Genomic DNA, 18,880 nt, shown 5'->3' on the forward strand with positions numbered 1-18,880 from the left:
CGGCCGGCCCGCCTGTGGGGCACCCCAGGTTATCGCCTGCGGGGCCCCGCTCCTCCCGAGGGAGGAGCGGGGCCCCGGGGTCGCACGGGTGTCAGGCCATCAGGGCCAGCACCTCGCGGTCCGGATCCGCCGCGTCGTACACGGTCTCGGCGGCCGTCCCGTCCAGCGGGAGCGAGCAGACGAGCCCGGCCCTGGGCGGTTCCCCGCCGGAGGGGCCGACCGCGAGGAGCATCCGGTCCCCCGTCACCGCCATGTCGGTGACGACCGCACCGGCGGCGCCGGGCAGCAGCCCGCGCAGCACGGGCCGCAGGTCCGCGGACGTCCAGCGGTGGCTCTTCCGGGTGTAGCGCAGCAGCAGCCCGGCGGCCGAGACGGCGGTGACACCGTCCGCCGTGACCGAGGGGCGCCCCGCCACGCTGTCGTGGGAGAGGCGGTGGAAGGACCACGACCGTGCGGCCGCGTCCGCCCCGTAGAGCAGGGTGTGCTCCCACCACTCGCCGAACTCGGTGAGCGCGCACCAGAGGTCCCCGGTGCCGGCCGCCGTCGCGAACGCACCCGTCCGGGCGTCGACCATGGCCCCGCCGAACCGCAGGCCCAGGCCGACCGACGGCCGGCCCCACCCGGTGAGGTCCAGCTCGCGCCACCCGTCCCCGGCGGGAGCCGGGGTGAGCAGCACGGGGCGCCGCCGCGGCTCGCCGGAGCGGTCCGGGGGCTCCAGCCTGCCGCCGGTCAGCACCAGCGGCTCCCGGGGCGTGCCGGTGGCTCCCAGGACGAGGTAGTGCTCCGGGACCGGCACCTCCTCCCAGGCCGTCGCCCCCCAGGGCAGCCGGTGCACGCTGCGCACCGTCCCCAGGGGCGTCGGCCGGTGCTCCGCACCGATCAGCACGGTCGTCCCGTCCCGCAGCACGTGGTACTGGCCCGGCTGCGGATCGGTGGCCGGCGAGGCCGGGAGGGTGCTGAACTCCCCGCCCGCACCGTCCGCGACGTGCACCGGAGCGCCGCCGTCGACGGAGGCCGCGACGACCGAGACTCCGCGGTCGTGGCGGACGATCCGCACCGGATACGGCCGCAGCTCGCGGGCCTGGCAGCCCGGCAGCCGGGACTGCCGGTGCAGCCCGCCCGCCCGCAGTTCGGCGACGACCAGGTCGTCGCCCTCCCGCAGCGCCACCGCCGGGGCCGCGCCCCGCATCGGCTCCGTCACTTGAACAGTCCTCCCACCCAGCCGCCGATCTTCCGGCCGACGTAACTGCCGGCCGCCGCGCCGATGACGCCGCCCGCGACGGCCCCGATGGCTGTCCCGGGACCGGGGAAGAGGCTACCGACGGCCGCGCCGATCACGGCACCGCCCTTGGCGCCGGCGAGGGCACCGCCGATGCCGCCCGCCTCCCGGGCCGCGGTGCGGACCTTCTCGCCCTCGGGTGCGGTCGCGACCTCGTAGACCCCGATGCCGATGTCGACCCCCAGCATGACCCGGCCGCCGATCTTGGACACCTTGGCCAGCTGGTTCGCGCGGGGGTTGGTCTTCGCCGCGCTCTCGATGATCTCGGCGTCCGACTTGCGCTGCCGCAGCGCGTCGTAGGTGGGGAAGTCCCGCTCCCCCCGCTTGCGCGGCAGGTACCAGTCCTCGAACGGGGTCCGGTAGTGGCTGCGCAGCGCGTTGCGCTCGTCGACGGCCCACTGGGCGGCCGCCCTGTCGCCGTAGACCTTCCGCATCTCCTGCGCGGTGTCCCTGGCGATCCGGTCGGAGGCCCGGTACTGGTTGCGGCGGCGGTTGGCGTTCTCGGTGTAGAGGAAGGTGTAGGCGCTCACCGCGTCGGTGGCGACCCGTCCGGCCTCCACCCCCCAGGTCGGCGAGGGCGTCGAGGGCGCCGACGAGGTGCCCTCGTGGTAGACGCCGTTGCTGCCGACCCAGGCCTCGCCCGGCGCGCAGCTGTCCGCGCACATCTTCCGACCCGACGGGTCGCTGAAGGTGACGGGGTTGTTGTTGCCGTACGCGTAGGCGTGCAGCTGCTGGGTGTCCTCGGTGGTCAGCAGCGGGTCGACGCTGATGAACCGGCCGGTGACCGGGTCGTACTCGCGCGCGCCGATGTGGGTCAGGCCGGTGTCGGCGTCCTGGGTGCCGCCGACGAAGGTGCGCTGGCCGGACCAGGTGGTGGCCTGCGGGCCGCGCGGCCCGCCGAACAGGGTGGTCTTGCGCCGGGTCACCGCCTGGGTCTGGGCGTCCACCTGGACGGTCGCCGTCCCCTGGCGGTCCGCCAGCAGGAAGGTCAGCGCGCCCCCGGTCCGCACGGCGACCGTCCTGGTGCCGACGGAGTAGTAGCGCGTGCCCACCACCGGGCCGCTCTTCGGGAGCAGCAGTTCGTTGCCACCCGGGAGGTAGAGCGTGGTGCCGGTGGAGTCGCGGCGGATGAACCGCGTGCCCTCGGCGTCGTACAGGTAGCTGCTGACGGCCGCGCCCTGGGTGACCTTGGCCAGGTGGCCCTCGGCGTCCCATTCGAGGGTCTGCGACCCGCTCGCGGTCTGCCGGGAGGTGGTGTTGCCGGCCGCGTCGTAGCCGTACTGGTCGACCCGGGTGCCGCCCGGCCCGGCCTCGGAGACCGAGGTCAGCGCGTGCGGGCGGCCCGCGCCCGGGGCCGGGATGGCGTAGGTGCGGCTGACGTCGCCGGCGCCGCCGGTGGCGCTGTCGTGCCGCACCTCGGTCGTGCGGTTGCCCAGCGCGTCGTAGGTGTACGACGTCCAGTAGGCGTCCGGGCCCGCCACGTTGCCCTGCGGGCCGGCCGCGCAGGTGCCCCCGGCCGTCCACGCCTCGGTGATCCGGCGCAGCCCGTCCAGCGTGAAGCACTGGCGGTCGGTGACCCGCGCCGCGTCCTGGCCGCTGCTGGTGGTGATCCCGGTGACGTTGCCGGCCGGGTCGTAGCTGTAGCCGGTGTCGTCGATGCGCTGCGGGGCGGTCTCCCGGTCGGTGACCGCCCGGGTCAGCGCCCCGGTGTGCTCGTCGTACTCGTACGACGCCCAGAGCTGCTTGCCGAACGCGCCGAACTCCTCGCGGGTGGTGCGCCCGTAGTGGTCGTACACGGCGGAGGCGAGGATCGCGTCACTGCCCGCGTAGACGGTCGCGGCCAGGCCCGTGGTCGGCGTGTAGGCGTTGGTGACCCGCTCCTGGGGCAGTCCGCCGGCGGCGGGCTGCTGGCTCCACATCGGCTGGCCGGTGTTGGCGTTGTAGGAGGTGGTCCACTTGTAGGTGCCGGCCAGGGCACCCTCGGCGGCGGGGATGGTGACCTGGTTGGCGGTCGGCTTGTACAGGCTGTTGTAGGCCGTCACCTCCACCACGTAGTCCGAGCCGTCGGCGTGCCGGACGGTCTTCGACAGCTGGCCCTTGGCCACCGTGTCGTAGACCCACTCGGAGAGGACGGTCGAGCCCTGCTTGAGCGCGGTGCGCCGGCCGATCGCGTCGTAGTCGGTGTGCAGGGTGACGTTGCGCGCGTCGGTGGTCTCCACCGGCCGGTCGCCCGCGTCGAAGACGGTGGTGTTCCGCCCCTTGTCGGGGTCGTCGGTCTGCACCACGCGCCCGCGCACGTCGTAGCCGGTGGTCCACTTGTTGCCGGCCGGGTCGCTGATCTCGGTCAGCCGTCCGCGCTTGTCGTAGGCGTACCTCATCGACTGCGAGGTGGTGCGGGCCGCGTCGGTGTACTCCTTGACCTCGGTCTTGCGGCCCCGGCCGTCGGTGTAGGTGGTGGTGGCCACGGCGCCCTGCGGCGGGACGACCGTGGTGGCGTCGCCCAGGTAGGTGGTCGTGGTCCGCTTGGTCTCGTCGCCGAACCGCTTGCTGATGACGGCGGTCGCGCGCGCCGCGCCGTCGTACAGGGTGTCGGTGGAGGCGGGGTACTTCAGCTCCTGGCCGAGGACCAGGACGCCCTCGGCGGCGCCGTCGGCGTAGAACTTGCCGGAGTCCCGCCAGGCCAGGCCGCGGGTGTCGTAGAAGGTCTCCTGGACCAGCCGGCCCGTCCCGCCGGGCGAGGGCTCCTGGGTCTGCCGCGTGCGCAGCAGGCCGTCCATCAGCACGTACCGGGTGAGGTACGTGGAGTCGTGCTGGAGGGTGGCGGTGCTGATGACGTTCACACCGTCGTTGCGGACCTGGTAGTCGTAGGAGTAGTTGGGCGAGTCGGGATAGGTGGTCGCCGAGCGGGTCGGCAGCCAGACCTTGGTGACCCGGCCCAGCGCGTCGAACGCGGTGGTGGTGACCTTGTTGTTGGCGTCGGTGATCGCCAGTTCCTGGCCCCGGCGGTCCAGCGTGGTGGTCTTGGTGTGGCCGAGCGGGTTGGTGACGACGGCCTGGGTGGGCACCTCGCCCGCCGCCGGGGTGTAGGCGGTGGTGGTCTCCTTGCCGTAGGCGTCGAAGGCCGAGACGGCCCGGCCGTAGCCGTCGTAGCCGGTGCGGGAGACGGTGTCGTAGCCGGTGCCGGCCCCGTTGATCGTCCGGGTCTCGGTGGCCAGGCCCTTGGTGGGCGCGGCGTCCAGGGCGGTCGCGCCGTCGTAGAAGGTCTGCTGGTCGGAGATCACGTCGGCCGGGCGGCTGACGGCGGCGCCGCAGGCCGCGGCGACGGTCTCCACCCGGGCGACCCGGTCGAGCATCCAGGCCCCGGTGTTGCGGGCGTACGTCGTGGTCGTGCAGGTGTCGTCGTTGCCGTTCGCCTCGTCACCGAGGTCGGAGACGGAGCCGACCAGGCCGTACTGGTCGAAGGTCCGGGACAGCGAGGTGACGCGCTCGCCGCCGGTGACCGCGGTGCGGGTGCGCTCCTTCTCCACGCCGGTGAGGTACGCCTCCAGGGCGGGCAGGCCGCTCCTGGAGCGGGTCGCCGTCGCCGCGGCCGAGCGCCAGGGCGTGTAGGAGGTGGCGGCGACCAGCGCGCCGCCGTCGCCGTTGTAGGTGACCTTCTCGCGGACCTGGCCGGCGAACTGCGGGCGGTCGGTGACCACGGCGCCGGTGGAGTCGGCGACCTGGGCGCCGTCGATGCCCCGGAAGTAGCGGGCCTCGGTGAGGGTCCGGGCGTCGTAGCCGGCGCCCTGCCGGGTCTGCACCCGGCCGTAGCCGCGGAACACGGAGTGAACGCGGTCCTCGGCCTTGGTGAACTCGTCCTCGTTCTTCGCCCAGGCGGCGCCGTCGAGGTAGGCGTACTCGGTGACCTTGTCGGGGCTCTCGACGATGTTGTCGCTCTCGACGACCTTGGTCACCACGTACGTGTTGAACCAGTCGAGCTTGGCGGTGGTGCCCTCGTAGGCCCACTTCACCGGGAAGCAGCGGGTGGTGTTGCTGCCGTCCGAGGGCGGGAGGGTGGTGGGGGTGCAGTCCTGCGCGGAGTAGTACGCCCCGATGGTGCCGCCGGTCTCGGTGGTGATCTCGGACAGCCGCAGCCGGACGAACGGCGCGAGGCCGTCACCGGTCCTGTCGACGCGGTTGGCCAGCTGCTCGCCCGCGAAGGTGACCGGCGGGAGCGGGACCGAGCCGTTGCTCTTGCCGGTGCGGGTGATCGAGGCAAGCCACATCGGCGTGGAGATGCCGTCGCCCGAGGGCGGGAAGCTCTGCGTCAGGTTCCAGGCGTCGATGTCCTGGTGGGCACCGCCGGTGAGCACCTTGGTGGTGATGGCGGTCAGCCGCTTGCGGGACCAGAAGGTCGGCGAGGCGTTGGTCTTGCAGTCCGCGCCGTCCTTGCAGTACTGGTCGAACGGGACGTCCGGCCAGTTCTTGGCGTTGGTGTCGTCGAAGGTGCCGCAGGAGGCCAGGCACCGCTCGTCGACGTCGAACTTGACGACGCCGGTCGGCTTCGCGCTGTACACGGTGTCCGAGCGCAGGCCGTACTCGACGCGGTCGAGCCAGCCGCCGCGCACGTACGGCGTCGTGGTGCCCTTGCCGGTGGTGGTGCTCCAGTTGCGGGCGTAGTTGTTGGACTCGGTGTTCCAGTAGTACGCCATCGCGTTGCCGCGCGGGTCGACCACGTAGTCCAGCTGCCAGCGCCAGGCCTGCTGGCACCAGGCACTGGCGAACGAGGAGTTGTAGCACGGCTCGCCGGACTGGTTGCCGAACACCGGCACCGTCCACGCCGACTTCGTCTCGGCCGAGCCGGACTGGTGGCCGGGCAGGCGGTTCAGGCCGAAGAAGTACTGGGTGCCGTCGAGCGTGGTGATCTTCCAGTACTCACCGTCGTTGTCACCGTTGGTCGCGCCGCTGAGCTTCTCGACCTTCTCGCCCGAGTCGCTCGCCGGGTGCCAGCCCTTGCCGGCCTCGTGGACCAGCTCGGTGTGCTTGTCGCCGAGCGACAGCACCGCGTTGTCGGTGTACCAGCACAGGTCGCCGACCTTGGCGGTGTTGGTCCCGCCGGACTGGTCGTCGTTGCACCCCTTGTAGCGCCGCTCGATGAAGCCGGGTTCGTAGGACCAGCCGTCACCCAGCCAGCCCGGCTGGTTGTTGGAGGCCGAGGTGCGTCCGTCCACCGAGGACGAGGAGTACCCGAGCGTCACCGTGGGCTGGAGCCCGCCCGGCACCGAGGGCACGCTGATCGGGTAGGACCAGTCGAAGCTGCCGGTGGAGCCGCCGGCCGTCCAGGCGCCGGACGGCTGGAGCGAGGTCGCCTTGTAGTCACCGGACGGCCCGGAGGCCGCGGCGGTGGCCGCGAGCACCATCGGCGCGCCGGCGTCGGCGGCGGCCACGGCGGCGAGCGGGGCGCTCTTCGCCGCCACGGCCGGGCGGGCCGGTGCGTCCACGGAGGCCGAAACGGTGCCCTTCGCGGGCTCGTTGACGGACGCCAGCGGCTGCGGCGTCCGGCACTCGGCGTTCTCCGGTGTGGTCAGCGCACAATCGGGCAGCCGCACCAGGGTGAGGCGTGACGCCCAGTCACCGCCGTACGCCTTGGTGAAGGCGGAGTAATCGAGGGAGACGTCGACCTTCTCCGCGCCGCCCGAACCGGGGCCGGCCACCGAGAACAGAACACCGTCGATCCCCGCCGCCCGGGCCTTCTCCCGGTCGGCGACTGTGACGCCCAGCTTTCCGGCGGGCACGTCGTCGGACTGCTTCCGCAGTGAATTCGCTTTCAGGCCCGGCGATTTGTCGGCCGCTCCGCGCGCCCGCGCGGAAATGCGGCCGGCGTCCGGCCACACGACGGCGGGCGCCGGTCCCTCGGCGGCCGCGGCCTGGTTCGGCCGCTTCCCGTCGCCGAACCGGACCGGCGCGACCGGCACCGGCCTGACGTCCTGCAGAGCCGGCAGGTCGGGCCGTGAGCTGCGCGAACCCGCAGCCACGGCCGCCCCCGGCAGCACACCTATGAACGCCGTGGCGGCGACAGCGGTCGCCAACCAGCGGACAGCGGAATGTCTCACTCCGGTCCCCTCCAAAGATTCTGAATGAGCCGGCGAAGGCTAGCAAGGGGCACCGGCGAATTTCCCCGCGTCTTCACCGCGAACGAAAGGGTGAGATGTCCGATTGTGCGGCCATTGATCAAGATCGCGGAGATTGCGACTGATGGAAAGTCAACGTTTGGCAAAAAGCCATTTCATGACTCACAGTCACCGCTGCGCGGGGGGCGGAATTGCCCGGCCCGGTGGGGGTTGACCAGGCGTATAGAGTCCTATCGCTTCGCGCAAGGAACCCATCCCGAAGGAATCAGCGTGACCATCAATTCCCAGACCGGCCGCAGAGGCTTGCGGCCGACCGGGGCGATAGCCCTGGCACTGGCGGGAGGGCTCGCGGCCGGCCTCGCCGTCGTGCCGCCCTCCGTCGCCCAGGCGCTGCCGGCCGCCCAGGACGCCCCGGCCGCCCCGGCCGTCGCCGGCACCACGCCCACCGACGACGGCTCGGTCAGCCCCGAGGAGAAGGCCCTCCAGGAGGCCAGGACCGCCGGCGCTCCCGTCGAACTCGTCGTCGCCCGCACCGAGCTGTCGGACACCTGGGCCAACCCCGACGGCACCTTCTCGGTGCGCCACTACGGGACCCCGGTGCGCGTGCTGCGCGGCGGTGCCTGGGTGCCCACCGACCCAACGCTGCAGTTCGCCGCCGACGGGTCGGTCAAGCCGAAGGCCGCCTCGGTCACCGTCGCCTTCTCCGGCGGCGGCACCGGTCCGCTGCTGACGGGTGTCAAGGACGGGCGCACGCTCTCGCTGTCCTGGCCCAAGCCGCTGCCCGCGCCCACGCTGGCCGGCAATGTCGCCACCTACGCCGAGGTGCTGCCCGGGGTCGACGTCCAGCTGAAGGCCGAGGTCGAGGGCTTCTCGCAGCTGGTGGTCGTCAAGACCGCCCAGGCGGCGGCCAACCCCGAGCTGGCGACGCTCAAGTACACGATGTCCACGGTCGGTGTGACGGTCGCCACCGACGCCAACACCGGCGCCGTCCAGGCCACCGACCCGGCCGGGCGCCCGGTGTTCACCAGCCCGCCGCCGATGATGTGGGACTCCACCACGGTCAGCAGCGCGCCCGCCACCGCCCCGGCCGCGAAGTCGGCGGCCGCCCCCGCGGCCGGTGTCACGGCGCTGACCGGCGGAGCCACCGACCCCGCGAGCGGGTTCGAGCAGCCGGCCGGCGCCAAGGACGCCGTGATGCCGACCTCGGTCAGCGGCAACACCCTGCAGATCACCCCGGACCAGGCGCTGCTGACGGCCGCCGACACCAAGTACCCGGTGTACATCGACCCGTCCTGGGCCTGGGGCGGGCGGCAGAACTGGACCCGGGTCTACAAGAAGTACCCGAAGTCGAGCTTCTGGAACGCCAACGAGGTGGCCCGGGTCGGCTACGAGAGCGAGACCAACGGCCTCTCCCGGTCCTTCTTCCAGCTGGACACCAGCAACATCAAGGGCCGGAAGGTGATCGCCTCCACCTTCCGGATCAACAACACCTGGTCCTGGTCCTGCCAGGCCCGTCCGGTCCAGCTCTGGCACACCGGCGGCATCGACAAGAACACCACCTGGACCAACCAGCCCGGGAAGATCGACTGGCTGGGCACCGTCAACCAGTCCAAGGGCTGGAGTTCGAGCAGTTGCCCCGGCGGCAACCTCGAATGGGACGTCACCTGGAAGATGCAGCGGGTCGCCGCGGCCGGGGACCCCAACATCACCCTCGGCCTGTACGCCGAGAACGAGGGCGACACCTTCGGCTGGAAGAAGTTCGACTCCAAGTCGGCCTACCTGGAGACGATCTACAACGACCCGCCGCTGCCCCCCTCCGGCCTGGGCACCAACCCGCGCACCGACTGCGCCACCGGCGGCCTGATCGGCAACACCACGGTCAGCCTGTACGCACTCGTCGACGACCCCAACGCGGGCAACCTCTCGGCGCAGTTCCAGATCTTCCGCGGCGGCTCGCTGGTCGCCGACAAGTGGATCCCGGCGCTCAAGGGCCGGGTCTCCACCCTGGTCGTGCCGGACGCCGAACTGCCCACCGGTGACTACACCTGGCAGGTCCGCGCGTACGACCAGAGCGAGTACTCCGGCTGGAGCACCACCTGCCGCTTCACCGTCGACCGGACCCGTCCGGCGAAGGCGCCCCACATCGACTCCTCGGTCTTCCCCAACGGTGACAACGGCTGGCCGGCCGGCACCGGCAAGGCCCGCAACCCCGGCGCCTTCACCCTCTCCTCCAACGGCGTCGGCGACGTCGTCCGGTACAGCTACTTCACCGACTGGGACCAGTCGGTGAAGTCCGTGGACGCCCCCTCCCCCGGCGGCACCGCCACGATCACCCTCAAGCCCTCCGGCGTGGGCCCGCACTTCGTGCACGCCTTCAGCCAGGACGCCGCCGGCAACCGGTCGGACACCGCGACGTACCTGTTCTACGCCGGCCGCTCGCAGACCCGCGACGAGGCCTACGACCTCAACGGCGACGGCCACAAGGACATCTGGAGCGTCGACTCCAACGGCACCCTGCTGACCTACGCGGGCCAGGGCAACGGCCAGTTCTCCTCCGCCACCAACGGCGGCCTGAACTTCACCGACCCGCGGATCAGCTACTCCGGCGACTGGGGCGAGGACGGCTACAACGACCTCGTCACCCTGGAGTACGACAACGTCGACAAGCGCCGCAAGCTGTGGAGCTACCCGAACAACGGCCTCGGCACCGCGAGCGTCAACTTCGGCAAGCGCAAGCAGGAGCTCAAGCTGTTCTGCCCGGTCGCCGACGCGGAGGGCACCTGCCCGTCCGGCAACGACCACTGGCAGAACGCCAACTCCCAGATCCTCTCCCCCGGCGACATCAACGGTGACGGGCGCCCCGACCTGCTGGTGCGCGAGGGCTCGTACCTGTGGGCCTACTACGGCGCGCGCAACGACTACCTGGACAACACCGACCCGGTCCTGGTCGGCGGCAACGACTGGGACAAGTACACCGTGATCGCCCCCGGCGACCTCAACGGCGACGGCGTCCCCGACCTGTGGCTGCGCGACGAGGCCAACGGCGACATCCTGCGCTCCTACGGCAGCAAGGACGCCAACGGCGTCGTCGACCTGGCGACCTGGGGCACCAAGGACCGCACCAAGGTGGGCGTCGGCGTCACCAAGGAGCTCTGGCCGACGGTCGGCTCGGTCGGCGACATCAGCGGCGACGGCGTCACCGACCTGTGGGCGCGCAAGGCCGACAACACCCTCTTCGCCTGGTACGGCCAGGCCTGGGGCGGCAGCGTCAACTCCTTCTCCGGCGGCTGGACCGTCGACGGCGTCGTCGGCGCCCGCCTCCCCGCCGGCACCAACCTGGGCTCCGGCCAGGAGTTCGCCACCGGCACCGCCAAGCTGGCGATGCAGGCCGACGGCAACCTGGTGCTCACCAAGGCCGGCAAGGTCTTCTGGGCCTCCAACACCGGCGGCAACCCCAACGCCTTCGCCCGGATGCAGGCCGACGGCAACCTCGTGGTCTACAGCGCCGACGGCTCCAAGGCGCTCTGGAGCTCCCGCACCAACGGCAAGCCCAACTCCTACGCGATGGTCCTCGAACACGGCGTCCTGGTGATCTACAACGCCATCGGCCAGGGCCAGTGGACCAGCGGCACCCAGGGCCGGCCCGACTTCAACGCGGACGGCAAGACCGACATCCTCACCCGCGACGCCAACGGCGACGTCTGGGTCTACCCCGGCACCGGCGGCACCGGCACCTCCACCTTCGGCGGCCGCTACTTCGCCGGCAACGGCTGGTGGCGGGACTACTGGACCAGCGCCTACAGCACCGACCTCAACAACGACGGCCACACCGACATCGTCGGCATCACCCGCGAGGGCGACATGTGGCTGTACTCCGGCACCGGCGGCACCGGCACGAACACGGTCGGCGCCCGCAGCCTGATCGGCAACGGCTGGAGCTACACCACGCTGGCCTTCGGCGACGTCACCGCCGACGGCAAGACCGACGTCGTGGCCCGGGACGCCAACGGCGACCTCTGGGTCTACCCCGGCACCGGCGGCACCGGCACCTCCACCCTGGGCGGCCGGGTCTTCATCGGCAACGGCTGGTGGCCGTCCGGCTGGATCACCATCCGGGTCGCGGACGTCAACGGCGACTTCAAGCCCGACATCGTCGGGCGCACCGACGGCGGTGACCTCTACATCTTCCCGAACACCAGCGACGCCACGGGCACCAGCTTCGGCGGGCGCTACTTCTGGGGCAACGGATTCTGGCCCGGACAGTGGGACCCGTTCGTCAGCGACTTCAACAACGACGGCGCGGCGGAAGCGGTCGGCATCACCAACAGCGGTGAGCTGTACGACTTCCTGCCGTCCGGCCGCACCCTGGTGGGCATCGGCTGGACCTCGTTCTTCGACGTCATCCTGTAACCGCCCCCGTGCCGGACGACCACCGGCCCGACCGAACCCGCAACGGCGAACGCCGTTGCGGGTTCGGCGTTTTCGCGGAGCTCCCGCCCGCCTTCGGGACCCTTGTTCCCCCGACCGGGACCAACGGCCCGCAGCGCGACCGCCCCGGGCACGGCAGGCTGGACACCAGAAGGACAGCACGGCACCGAGAAAGACCCCAACTCGGCGACACCGCAGGGTGGTTGACCGAACGATCAGCACCGCCGCACCGCCGCACAGCCGCACGGCCCGGTCCGACGCCCGTCGGTCCGCCCCGGTCCCGCCCGCGGACCCACCCCCACCGAGGAGCCCCGCCATGGCCGTTCAGCACGCCGCCGCCCACCGCAGCTTCGGCATCTCCCCGCGCCGCACCGCCGCCGCCACCGACGCCGCCCCGCACGCCCTCACCACCGCCGGCGCCGCCCTCGCCACCGCCCGGATCGCCCTCGGGGCCGTGTTCCTCTGGGCCTTCGCCGACAAGACCTTCGGGCTCGGCTACTCCACCGCCGACGGCAAGGCGTGGATCGACGGCGCGTCGCCGACCAAGGGCTTCCTCAGCCACGTCGCCGCCGGGCCGCTGCGCGAGACCTTCCACGCGATGGCCGGACAGGCCTGGGCGGACTGGATGTTCATGCTCGGCCTGCTCGGCCTCGGGCTCGCCCTCGTGGGCGGTGTCGCCCTGCGGATCGCCGCCGCCGGCGGCACCCTCCTGCTCGCCCTGATGTGGGCCGCCGAGTGGCCGCCCGCCCGCCACCTCGCCGACGGCGCCGCGAGCGGATCGACCAATCCCCTGCTCGACTACCACGTCGTCTACGCCCTGCTGTTCATCGCCCTCGCCACCACCGGCGCCGGCCGCACCTGGGGCCTCGCCCGCCGCTGGGCCGCCCTCCCGGTCGTCCGCGACCACGCCTGGCTCCGCTGACCCCGCTCCCCCCACCTCCCCGACAGCCGGGGCCGATCGCGATCTCCCCCCGCGACCGGCCCCGGCCCGTTGCTGCCGGGAAACCGAAACCATGCCCCAGAAGCGCCCGCGCGGGATCATCTGATCGACCGTCGGACGCCGGCCGGACAACGCGGGCGACACGGGCGACGCCCGGCCGGTACCTCGGGAACGCATCCGGAGTGGCCGATTCACCTGCGAACGTGAGGCGGCCGGGCTAGAGTCGCGCCCGTAACGACCGCCGCCCCGACCGCCGGCGGGAGCACAGGGCGCACCCCGCACCACCCGTACGCACCAGCGGCCCGCCCACCACGATCGTCCCCGGGCCGGGCCGACATGCCGCCGAGCAGACAGGGAACCCGTGCCATGACCATCCGACCGGGCCGCCGGACGGCCACCGCCGTCGTCGCCGCCCTCGGTACCGGAGCGCTGCTGGGGGCCGCCCCTGCCGCACCCGCCGCCACCGCCTCCAGCACTGCCGCCACCGCCGCCCCCACCATGACCGTGCTGCCGACCGGCGTGCCCGGGAAGTCCTACAGCGACCCCACCGGCGTCAACCGCGACGGCGTCGTCGTCGGCTACGCCTACGCCTCGGGGCAGGGCGCCGAGGCCAGCGCCGTCCGCTGGGCCGCCGACGGCACCCCCGCCACCCTCCCGCCGCTGCCCGGCACGGACCACGCGCAGGCCCTGGGGGTGAACGACGCCAACCTCGCCATCGGCATCTCCTGGCCCGCGGCCGCCAGTTCCTGGCAGTCGACCGCCGTCCGCTGGGCCGCCGACGGCACGCCCACCGCGCTGCCCCCGCTGCCCGGCGACCTGTACAGCAGGGCCGTCGCGATCGCCGGCAACGGCGTCGTGGTCGGGACCTCCTACGCCTCCTCCGTCGACACCCGCGCGGTGGCCTGGCGCCCGGACGGCACCACCGTCACCCTCGCCCCGCTGCCGGGCGACACCACCAGCGAGGTCATCGGCGTCAACAGCGCCGGTGTCGCCATCGGCCGCTCCCGCACCGGCATCGGCGCGTTCCACGGCATCGTCTGGCGCCCCGACGGCACCCCGGTCCGGTTCCAGACCGGCCCGACCGCCGGGAGCGGCGACTGGCCGGTCGCCATCAACGACGCGGGCACGGTGGCCGGCGTCGCCGACCGTCCGCAGGGGACCGGCAGCAGCCGGCACGGGCTGGTCCGCTCGCCCGGCGGGCAGCTGCGCGACCTGGGCGCGTACACCCAGCCGACCGCGATCAACGCCTCCGGCACCGTCGTCGGCAGCTACCAGCCCGACCCGGCCGCCCTGGCCTCGCACGCCGCCCGCTGGAGCCCGAACGGCACGCGCACCCCGCTCCCCCGGCAGCCGCAGACGGGCGGCAACTCGACGGCCGTCGGCATCAACGACGCCGGGACGGCGATCGGTTACGCGTGGGACGGCATCCCCGCCCGGCAGTACCAGTCGGGCCGGATCTGGGCCGCCGACACCACCCTCACCGACCTCGACCCGGCCAACACCGCCGGCAACACCACCCTGTTCGTCAACAACGCCGGACTGGTCGTCGGCCTCGCGCTGCTCCGCTCACCGGGCAGCCTCTACCCCGCCCACGTGACGGCGGTCTGGCGCCCCTGAGGTCGGCCGCCCCGAGGCCGGCCGCGTCTCACGCGCTCATGCCGTAGCCGAGCTCCTCGGCGGCGACGTGCCAGAACCCGTTCTCGTCGGCGACCGCGGCGGCGTCGAGTTCGCCGAAGCGCTCCAGCAGCCGGTCGGTGAGCACGTCGGCCGCCTCCTCCGCCGCCTCCGAGGCGGCGTCGTCGTCCAGGTCGTCGCCGGGGCCGTCGTACGCGGCGGCCTCGGCGGCGGCCGCCGCGTAGGCGCGGGTGAACGCGACGAAGGCCGCGACACCGCTGTTCAGCAGGCCGTGCCCGCCGCCGTCCGCCAGGTACCACAGCGAACCGTCGTCGCGCCGCACCCCGAGCGCGGTCAGCCCCGGGTCGACCGCGACCAGCGCGTAGCGCACGCCGTCGACCGCGCGGTCCTCGAACGGGGCGTCCTGCCACGTGCCGGGGTACGGGCACCCGGCGCGTCCGGCCAGCAGGGAGGCGAGTTCGGCATCGTCCATGGCGGCAACCTACTCCGCACCACCGACAGCGGCCTGCCCGGCCGCCTCCACCAGGAGCAGCGTGCCCGTGCTGCCCGGCCGGACGGCGTGCCGGGCGCCCGCCGCGACCCGGTAGAGCCCGCCCGGGCCGACCGTCACCTCGGCGCCGTCCACCAGCAGTTCGAGCCGGCCGTCGAGCACGACCAGCAGCTCGGCGTCGTCGTGCACCTCGACCGGCAGCGGCCGCCCGTCCATCCGCAGCACCTTCACGGCGGCCGTCCCCACCCGCCCGAGCGCGACGGAGTTCCACGGGGCGGGCAGCGCGGACGCCGCCTCGTACAGGTCGACCGGGTTCATGGCGGGCCTCCTCGGCGAGCGGGGCTCGCGGTGGTGTTCGGAAGGGAGGTCTCGGACGCTACCCGAGCGCCTCGGCCGGCTGGTCGACCGTTCGGTAAAATCTCGCGGGCTCCGGCCCGAGCCGGCGCCGCAGCAGCACCGCGGCCAGCGCCGCCAGCGCGAACGCCGCTCCGGCCCAGGGCAGCCGGTGTGCCCCGGCGGTGGCGACGACGAGGCCGCCGATCGCGCTGCCGAGGGTGATGCCGAGGTTGGAGAAGGAGATGAAGAGGCTGTTGCCGAACTCCGGCGCGTCCCCGGCGTCCCGGGCCAGCCAGGTCTGGCTCACGACCAGCCCTCCCGAGTGCACCGCCCCCCAGATCAGCACCCCGAGGACCATCGGCGCGGGCCACGGGCCGACCACCCGGACCAGCGCGTAGACGAGCACGTAGAGGACCGGGAAGGCGGTCACCGTCCCGACCGGGTGGCGTTCCAGCAGCCGGCCGAAGACGAGGTTGCCGAGGACCATCACGATGCCGAAGGCCATCAGCAGGGCGCCGATCGTGGACCCGCCGAGGTGGGTGACGCGCTCCAGGTACTCGGCGAAGTAGCCGTAGACCGAGAACATCGCGGCGAAGACCAGCACCACGGCCGCCAGGGCGAGCCAGAGCCGGGGGCGGCGCAGGATCCCCAGCTGGCTGCCGTAGGAGAGCCGCCGCTCGGCGGGCATGGCCGGGAAGAGCGCCAGGATGCCGATCAGCGCGAGCAGGTTGGCGCCCGCTCCGAACCAGAACGCGGCGGCGAGGGAGAGGTGTTCGGCGAGGTAGGAGGTGATCGGCACGCCGAAGGCGAAGCCGAGCGTCACCCCGGCGAAGACGGTGGTGGCGGCCCGGGTCGCCTTCTCCGGGGGCACCAGCCGGGCGGCGGCGGTGAGCGCCACCGCGAAGAACACCGGGTGGAAGACGGCCGGCACGATCCGGAAGACGAGCATCACCGCGAAGCTGTCGGTGAGCGCGTAGACCGCGTTGGAGACGGCGAACACCGCGAGGGCGGTCGCCAGCACGGCCCTGCGCCGGATACCGGAGGCCAGCAGTGTGGCGAACGGGCCGGCCACGGCCACCACCAGCGCGAAGACGCCGACCAGCCAGCCGGCCGTGGACGGCGGCACGCCGAGTTCCTCCGACACCCGGGGCAGGACGCCGACGACGCCCATCTCCGTGGTGATGATCCCGAACACCCCCAGGGAGAGGGTCAGGACGACAGGACCGGTCTTTCCCATGGCAGACCAACCTACAAATCTAGATAGTTAGATGAATATTGCCGAAGAACGAGGGCGCGCCCGCACGGGCGCGCCCTCGTCCGGGCGTCAGAGCTCGTCGCGGACGTACGCCGCGAAGGCGGCGATCGTCTCCTCGTCACGACGGTAGAAGGTCCACTTGCCGACCCGTTCCGAGACCAGCAGTCCGGCGTCCCGCAGGATCTGCAGGTAGCCGGAGACCACCGACTGGGCCAGCCCCGAGCGCTCCCGGATGTCCGTCACGCAGACGCCGATGTGGAACCCGACGCCGCGCTCGCGGTAGTACTCCTCGTCGAAGTAGCGCTCCGGCGTCTTCAGCCAGTGCAGGAACTCCGCCCGCGCGGGGTTCGCGAGCGCCTTGTGAACGGCCAGCGGATCCACCGTCCACCTCCTTCGGCAAGCCCGATCCCTCAAGACGCATCTAATATTCTCGATACGAAGAAGCGTGTCAACCCGCCGCGAGGTCAGCGGGACAGGCCCGCGTGGTGGGCCAGGATCGCGAGGCGGACGCGGTCGCGGGCGGCGAGCTTGTGCAGCAGCCGGCCGATGTGGGTCTTGGTGGTGCCCTCGGTGATGTGCAGGCGGGCGGCGATCTCGGGGTTGGTGAGGCCGTCGCCGACCAGCGCGAGCACCTCGCGCTCGCGGGCGGTGAGGGCCGCGACGGCCGCCCGGGCCCGGGTCCGCGCCGGGTCCTCGGGGGCGGCGGGCTGATCCCCGGCGAGCAGCGCGGCGACCAGTCGGCGGGTGACGCTGGGCGCGAGCGCGGCCTCACCGGCGGCCACCGCCCGGGTGGCGGCGAGGAGTTCGGCCGGTTCGGCGTCCTTGAGCAGGAAGCCGCCGGCCCCGGCGTGCAGCGCGCCGCGCACGTACTCGTCGAGCTCGAAGGTGGTCAGGATCAGCACCCGGCTGCCGGACGGTCCGGCGGTGATCCGGCGGGTGGCCTCGATGCCGTCCAGGCCGGGCATCCGGATGTCCATGAGGACGACGTCCGGCCGTTCCCGGTGGGCGAGTTCGACGGCCCGGGCGCCGTCGGCGGCCTCGCCGGCCACCTCGAATCCGGGCGCCAGGCGCAGGATGCCGGCGAACCCGGCCCGCACCAGGGCCTGGTCGTCGGCGACCACGACGCGGATCGTCACGACCGAACCACCGCCGCGTCCAGTGGCAGCCCCGCCGTGACGCGGAACCCGCCGGCCGGCGTCGGCCCGGCGAGGCACCAGCCGCCGTACGGGGCCACCCGCTCGCGCATCCCGGCCAGGCCGGTGCCGCCGGGCGCCGCCGCCACCCGGGCGCCGCCGCCGGCCGGACCACCGGCGGGACCGTCGTCCGTGACCTCCAGCCACAGCTCGCCGTCCCGGTACTCCACCTCCACCCGGGCCGAGGCCGCGCCCGAGTGCCGGACCACGTTGGCCAGCGCCTCCTGGACGATCCGGTAGCCGGACAGGCCGACGCCGGGCGGCAGTTCGCGCTCCCGGCCGCGGATCCGCACCCGCACCGCGACGCCCGCGGCGACCGTCCGGTCCGCCAACCGCGCCAGATCCGCCGCCGCCAGACCGGGTGCGGGCACGGGGGCGGGCGGCGGCGCCCCGTGCTCCGCGTCCTCGCGCAGCACGGCCAGCAGCGCCCGGATCTCGCGCAGCGCCTCCGCGCTCACCGTCTTGATCGCCGCGAGCGCCGCCCCGGCCGGACCGTCCTGCTGCGCGGCCCGCTCCAGCGCGTACCGGCCGTAGCCCGCCTGAACGCTCACCACCCCCAGACTGTGGGCCACCACATCGTGCAACTCCCTCGCCAGGCGCAGCCGTTCCTCCGAGCGGGCGGCGCGTTCCAGGGCCGCCCGGTGCGCGGCGAGCGCGGTGGTGTGCGCGCGGTGCCGGCGCACCGCGTCCCCCGCCGCCCAGCCGGCCGTCTGCCCGATCACCGCGAGCAGCAGATTGCCGCCCACCTCGGAGGGCGCCGCCAGGGTGAGCGCCCAGCCGGCCGCGGCCGCGCCGAGCGCCACCCGCGCGGCCCGCCGGTCGTGGGCCGCCGCCGTGTAGGCCGCCAGCACGCCGACCAGCACCGCCCAGAACCCCACGACCAGCCCGATCGCGGGCTGCCGGCACCCCGCCACCGCCCCCGCCCAGGCGCAGAGCGCGAGCACGCACGCCCCGGCCCCGTCCCGCCGCCGGGCGGCCAGCGCCAGGCCCAGCAGCGCCGTGGCGAGCAGCGCGACGGCCACGGCGGCCGGTCCGGCCGGCGGCGGGTTGCCGCGCCCGTGCGGGTCGAAGTCCCGCACGGCGTCGAGCACCCGGGCGGCGGTCACGGCGGTGCCGGCCAGCGCGGCGAACGGGTCCGTCCACGCCCGGTGCACGGGCGCCAGCCGCTTGGTCCACGGGACGGGCGCGACCCGCTCGTCGTTCAGCATCCGGCC

11 protein-coding genes are annotated in these 18,880 nt (G+C 73.4%); 3 read left to right on the forward strand and 8 right to left on the reverse strand.

From position 1 onward, the window contains the following. Window positions 1-91 precede the first annotated feature (91 nt). The gene (locus tag ABT093_RS15205; protein ID WP_350564313.1) at window positions 92-1,201 is read right to left on the reverse strand and encodes a hypothetical protein; all 1,110 of its coding nucleotides are present in this window, start codon (window positions 1,199-1,201) and stop codon (window positions 92-94) included. Beyond that, complete coding sequence (locus tag ABT093_RS15210; protein WP_350564314.1) at window positions 1,198-7,053, reverse strand: RHS repeat domain-containing protein; 5,856 nt, start codon at window positions 7,051-7,053, stop codon at window positions 1,198-1,200. Before ABT093_RS15210 ends, ABT093_RS15205 begins: the two co-directional genes overlap by 4 nt. A gap of 606 nt (window positions 7,054-7,659) precedes the next feature. Here ABT093_RS15210 and ABT093_RS15215 point away from each other — a divergent pair. The 3 genes from ABT093_RS15215 (at window position 7,660) to ABT093_RS15225 (ending at window position 14,374) form a co-directional block, all read left to right on the forward strand. Further along, a complete protein-coding gene (locus ABT093_RS15215; protein ID WP_350564316.1) occupies window positions 7,660-11,799 on the forward strand; it encodes an FG-GAP-like repeat-containing protein in 4,140 nt (1,379 codons plus the stop codon). Between the two features lie 334 nt (window positions 11,800-12,133). Beyond that, the gene (locus ABT093_RS15220; protein ID WP_350564318.1) at window positions 12,134-12,739 is read left to right on the forward strand and encodes a hypothetical protein; all 606 of its coding nucleotides are present in this window, start codon (window positions 12,134-12,136) and stop codon (window positions 12,737-12,739) included. Window positions 12,740-13,123: 384 nt separating this feature from the next. Next, entirely contained in the window at window positions 13,124-14,374 is a 1,251-nt protein-coding gene (locus ABT093_RS15225) for a hypothetical protein (RefSeq protein ID WP_350564320.1), read from the forward strand. A 28-nt stretch (window positions 14,375-14,402) separates the two neighbouring features. Here ABT093_RS15225 and ABT093_RS15230 read toward each other — a convergent pair whose 3' ends face one another. From ABT093_RS15230 to ABT093_RS15255, 6 genes are all read right to left on the reverse strand, one after another. After that, a complete protein-coding gene (locus ABT093_RS15230; protein WP_350564321.1) occupies window positions 14,403-14,864 on the reverse strand; it encodes an SUKH-4 family immunity protein in 462 nt (153 codons plus the stop codon). Between the two features lie 9 nt (window positions 14,865-14,873). Beyond that, window positions 14,874-15,200 (reverse strand): cupin domain-containing protein, encoded by a 327-nt coding sequence (locus tag ABT093_RS15235; RefSeq protein WP_350564323.1) that lies wholly within the window; start codon window positions 15,198-15,200, stop codon window positions 14,874-14,876. 58 nt (window positions 15,201-15,258) lie between these two features. Further along, the gene (locus tag ABT093_RS15240) at window positions 15,259-16,455 is read right to left on the reverse strand and encodes an MFS transporter (protein WP_350564325.1); all 1,197 of its coding nucleotides are present in this window, start codon (window positions 16,453-16,455) and stop codon (window positions 15,259-15,261) included. A gap of 87 nt (window positions 16,456-16,542) precedes the next feature. Continuing rightward, complete coding sequence (locus ABT093_RS15245; RefSeq protein WP_350564326.1) at window positions 16,543-16,854, reverse strand: ArsR/SmtB family transcription factor; 312 nt, start codon at window positions 16,852-16,854, stop codon at window positions 16,543-16,545. Between the two features lie 83 nt (window positions 16,855-16,937). Continuing rightward, window positions 16,938-17,609: a response regulator gene (locus ABT093_RS15250; RefSeq protein ID WP_350564328.1), complete on the reverse strand. Its 672-nt coding sequence runs from the start codon at window positions 17,607-17,609 to the stop codon at window positions 16,938-16,940. Next, complete coding sequence (locus tag ABT093_RS15255; RefSeq protein ID WP_350564330.1) at window positions 17,606-18,874, reverse strand: sensor histidine kinase; 1,269 nt, start codon at window positions 18,872-18,874, stop codon at window positions 17,606-17,608. Before ABT093_RS15255 ends, ABT093_RS15250 begins: the two co-directional genes overlap by 4 nt. Window positions 18,875-18,880 lie beyond the last annotated feature (6 nt).

It is taken from the genome of Kitasatospora sp. NPDC002551, from assembly GCF_040296005.1.
Taxonomy (GTDB): Bacteria; Actinomycetota; Actinomycetes; order Streptomycetales; family Streptomycetaceae; genus Kitasatospora.

Coding starts and splice junctions, on each gene's coding strand:
- ABT093_RS15230 (WP_350564321.1), bottom strand. CDS start 14,864: ATGGACGATGCCGAACTCGCCTCCCTGCTGGCCGGACGCGCCGGGTGC.
- ABT093_RS15225 (WP_350564320.1), top strand. CDS start 13,124: ATGACCATCCGACCGGGCCGCCGGACGGCCACCGCCGTCGTCGCCGCC.
- ABT093_RS15240 (WP_350564325.1), bottom strand. CDS start 16,455: ATGGGAAAGACCGGTCCTGTCGTCCTGACCCTCTCCCTGGGGGTGTTC.
- ABT093_RS15255 (WP_350564330.1), bottom strand. CDS start 18,874: ATGCTGAACGACGAGCGGGTCGCGCCCGTCCCGTGGACCAAGCGGCTG.
- ABT093_RS15235 (WP_350564323.1), bottom strand. CDS start 15,200: ATGAACCCGGTCGACCTGTACGAGGCGGCGTCCGCGCTGCCCGCCCCG.
- ABT093_RS15220 (WP_350564318.1), top strand. CDS start 12,134: ATGGCCGTTCAGCACGCCGCCGCCCACCGCAGCTTCGGCATCTCCCCG.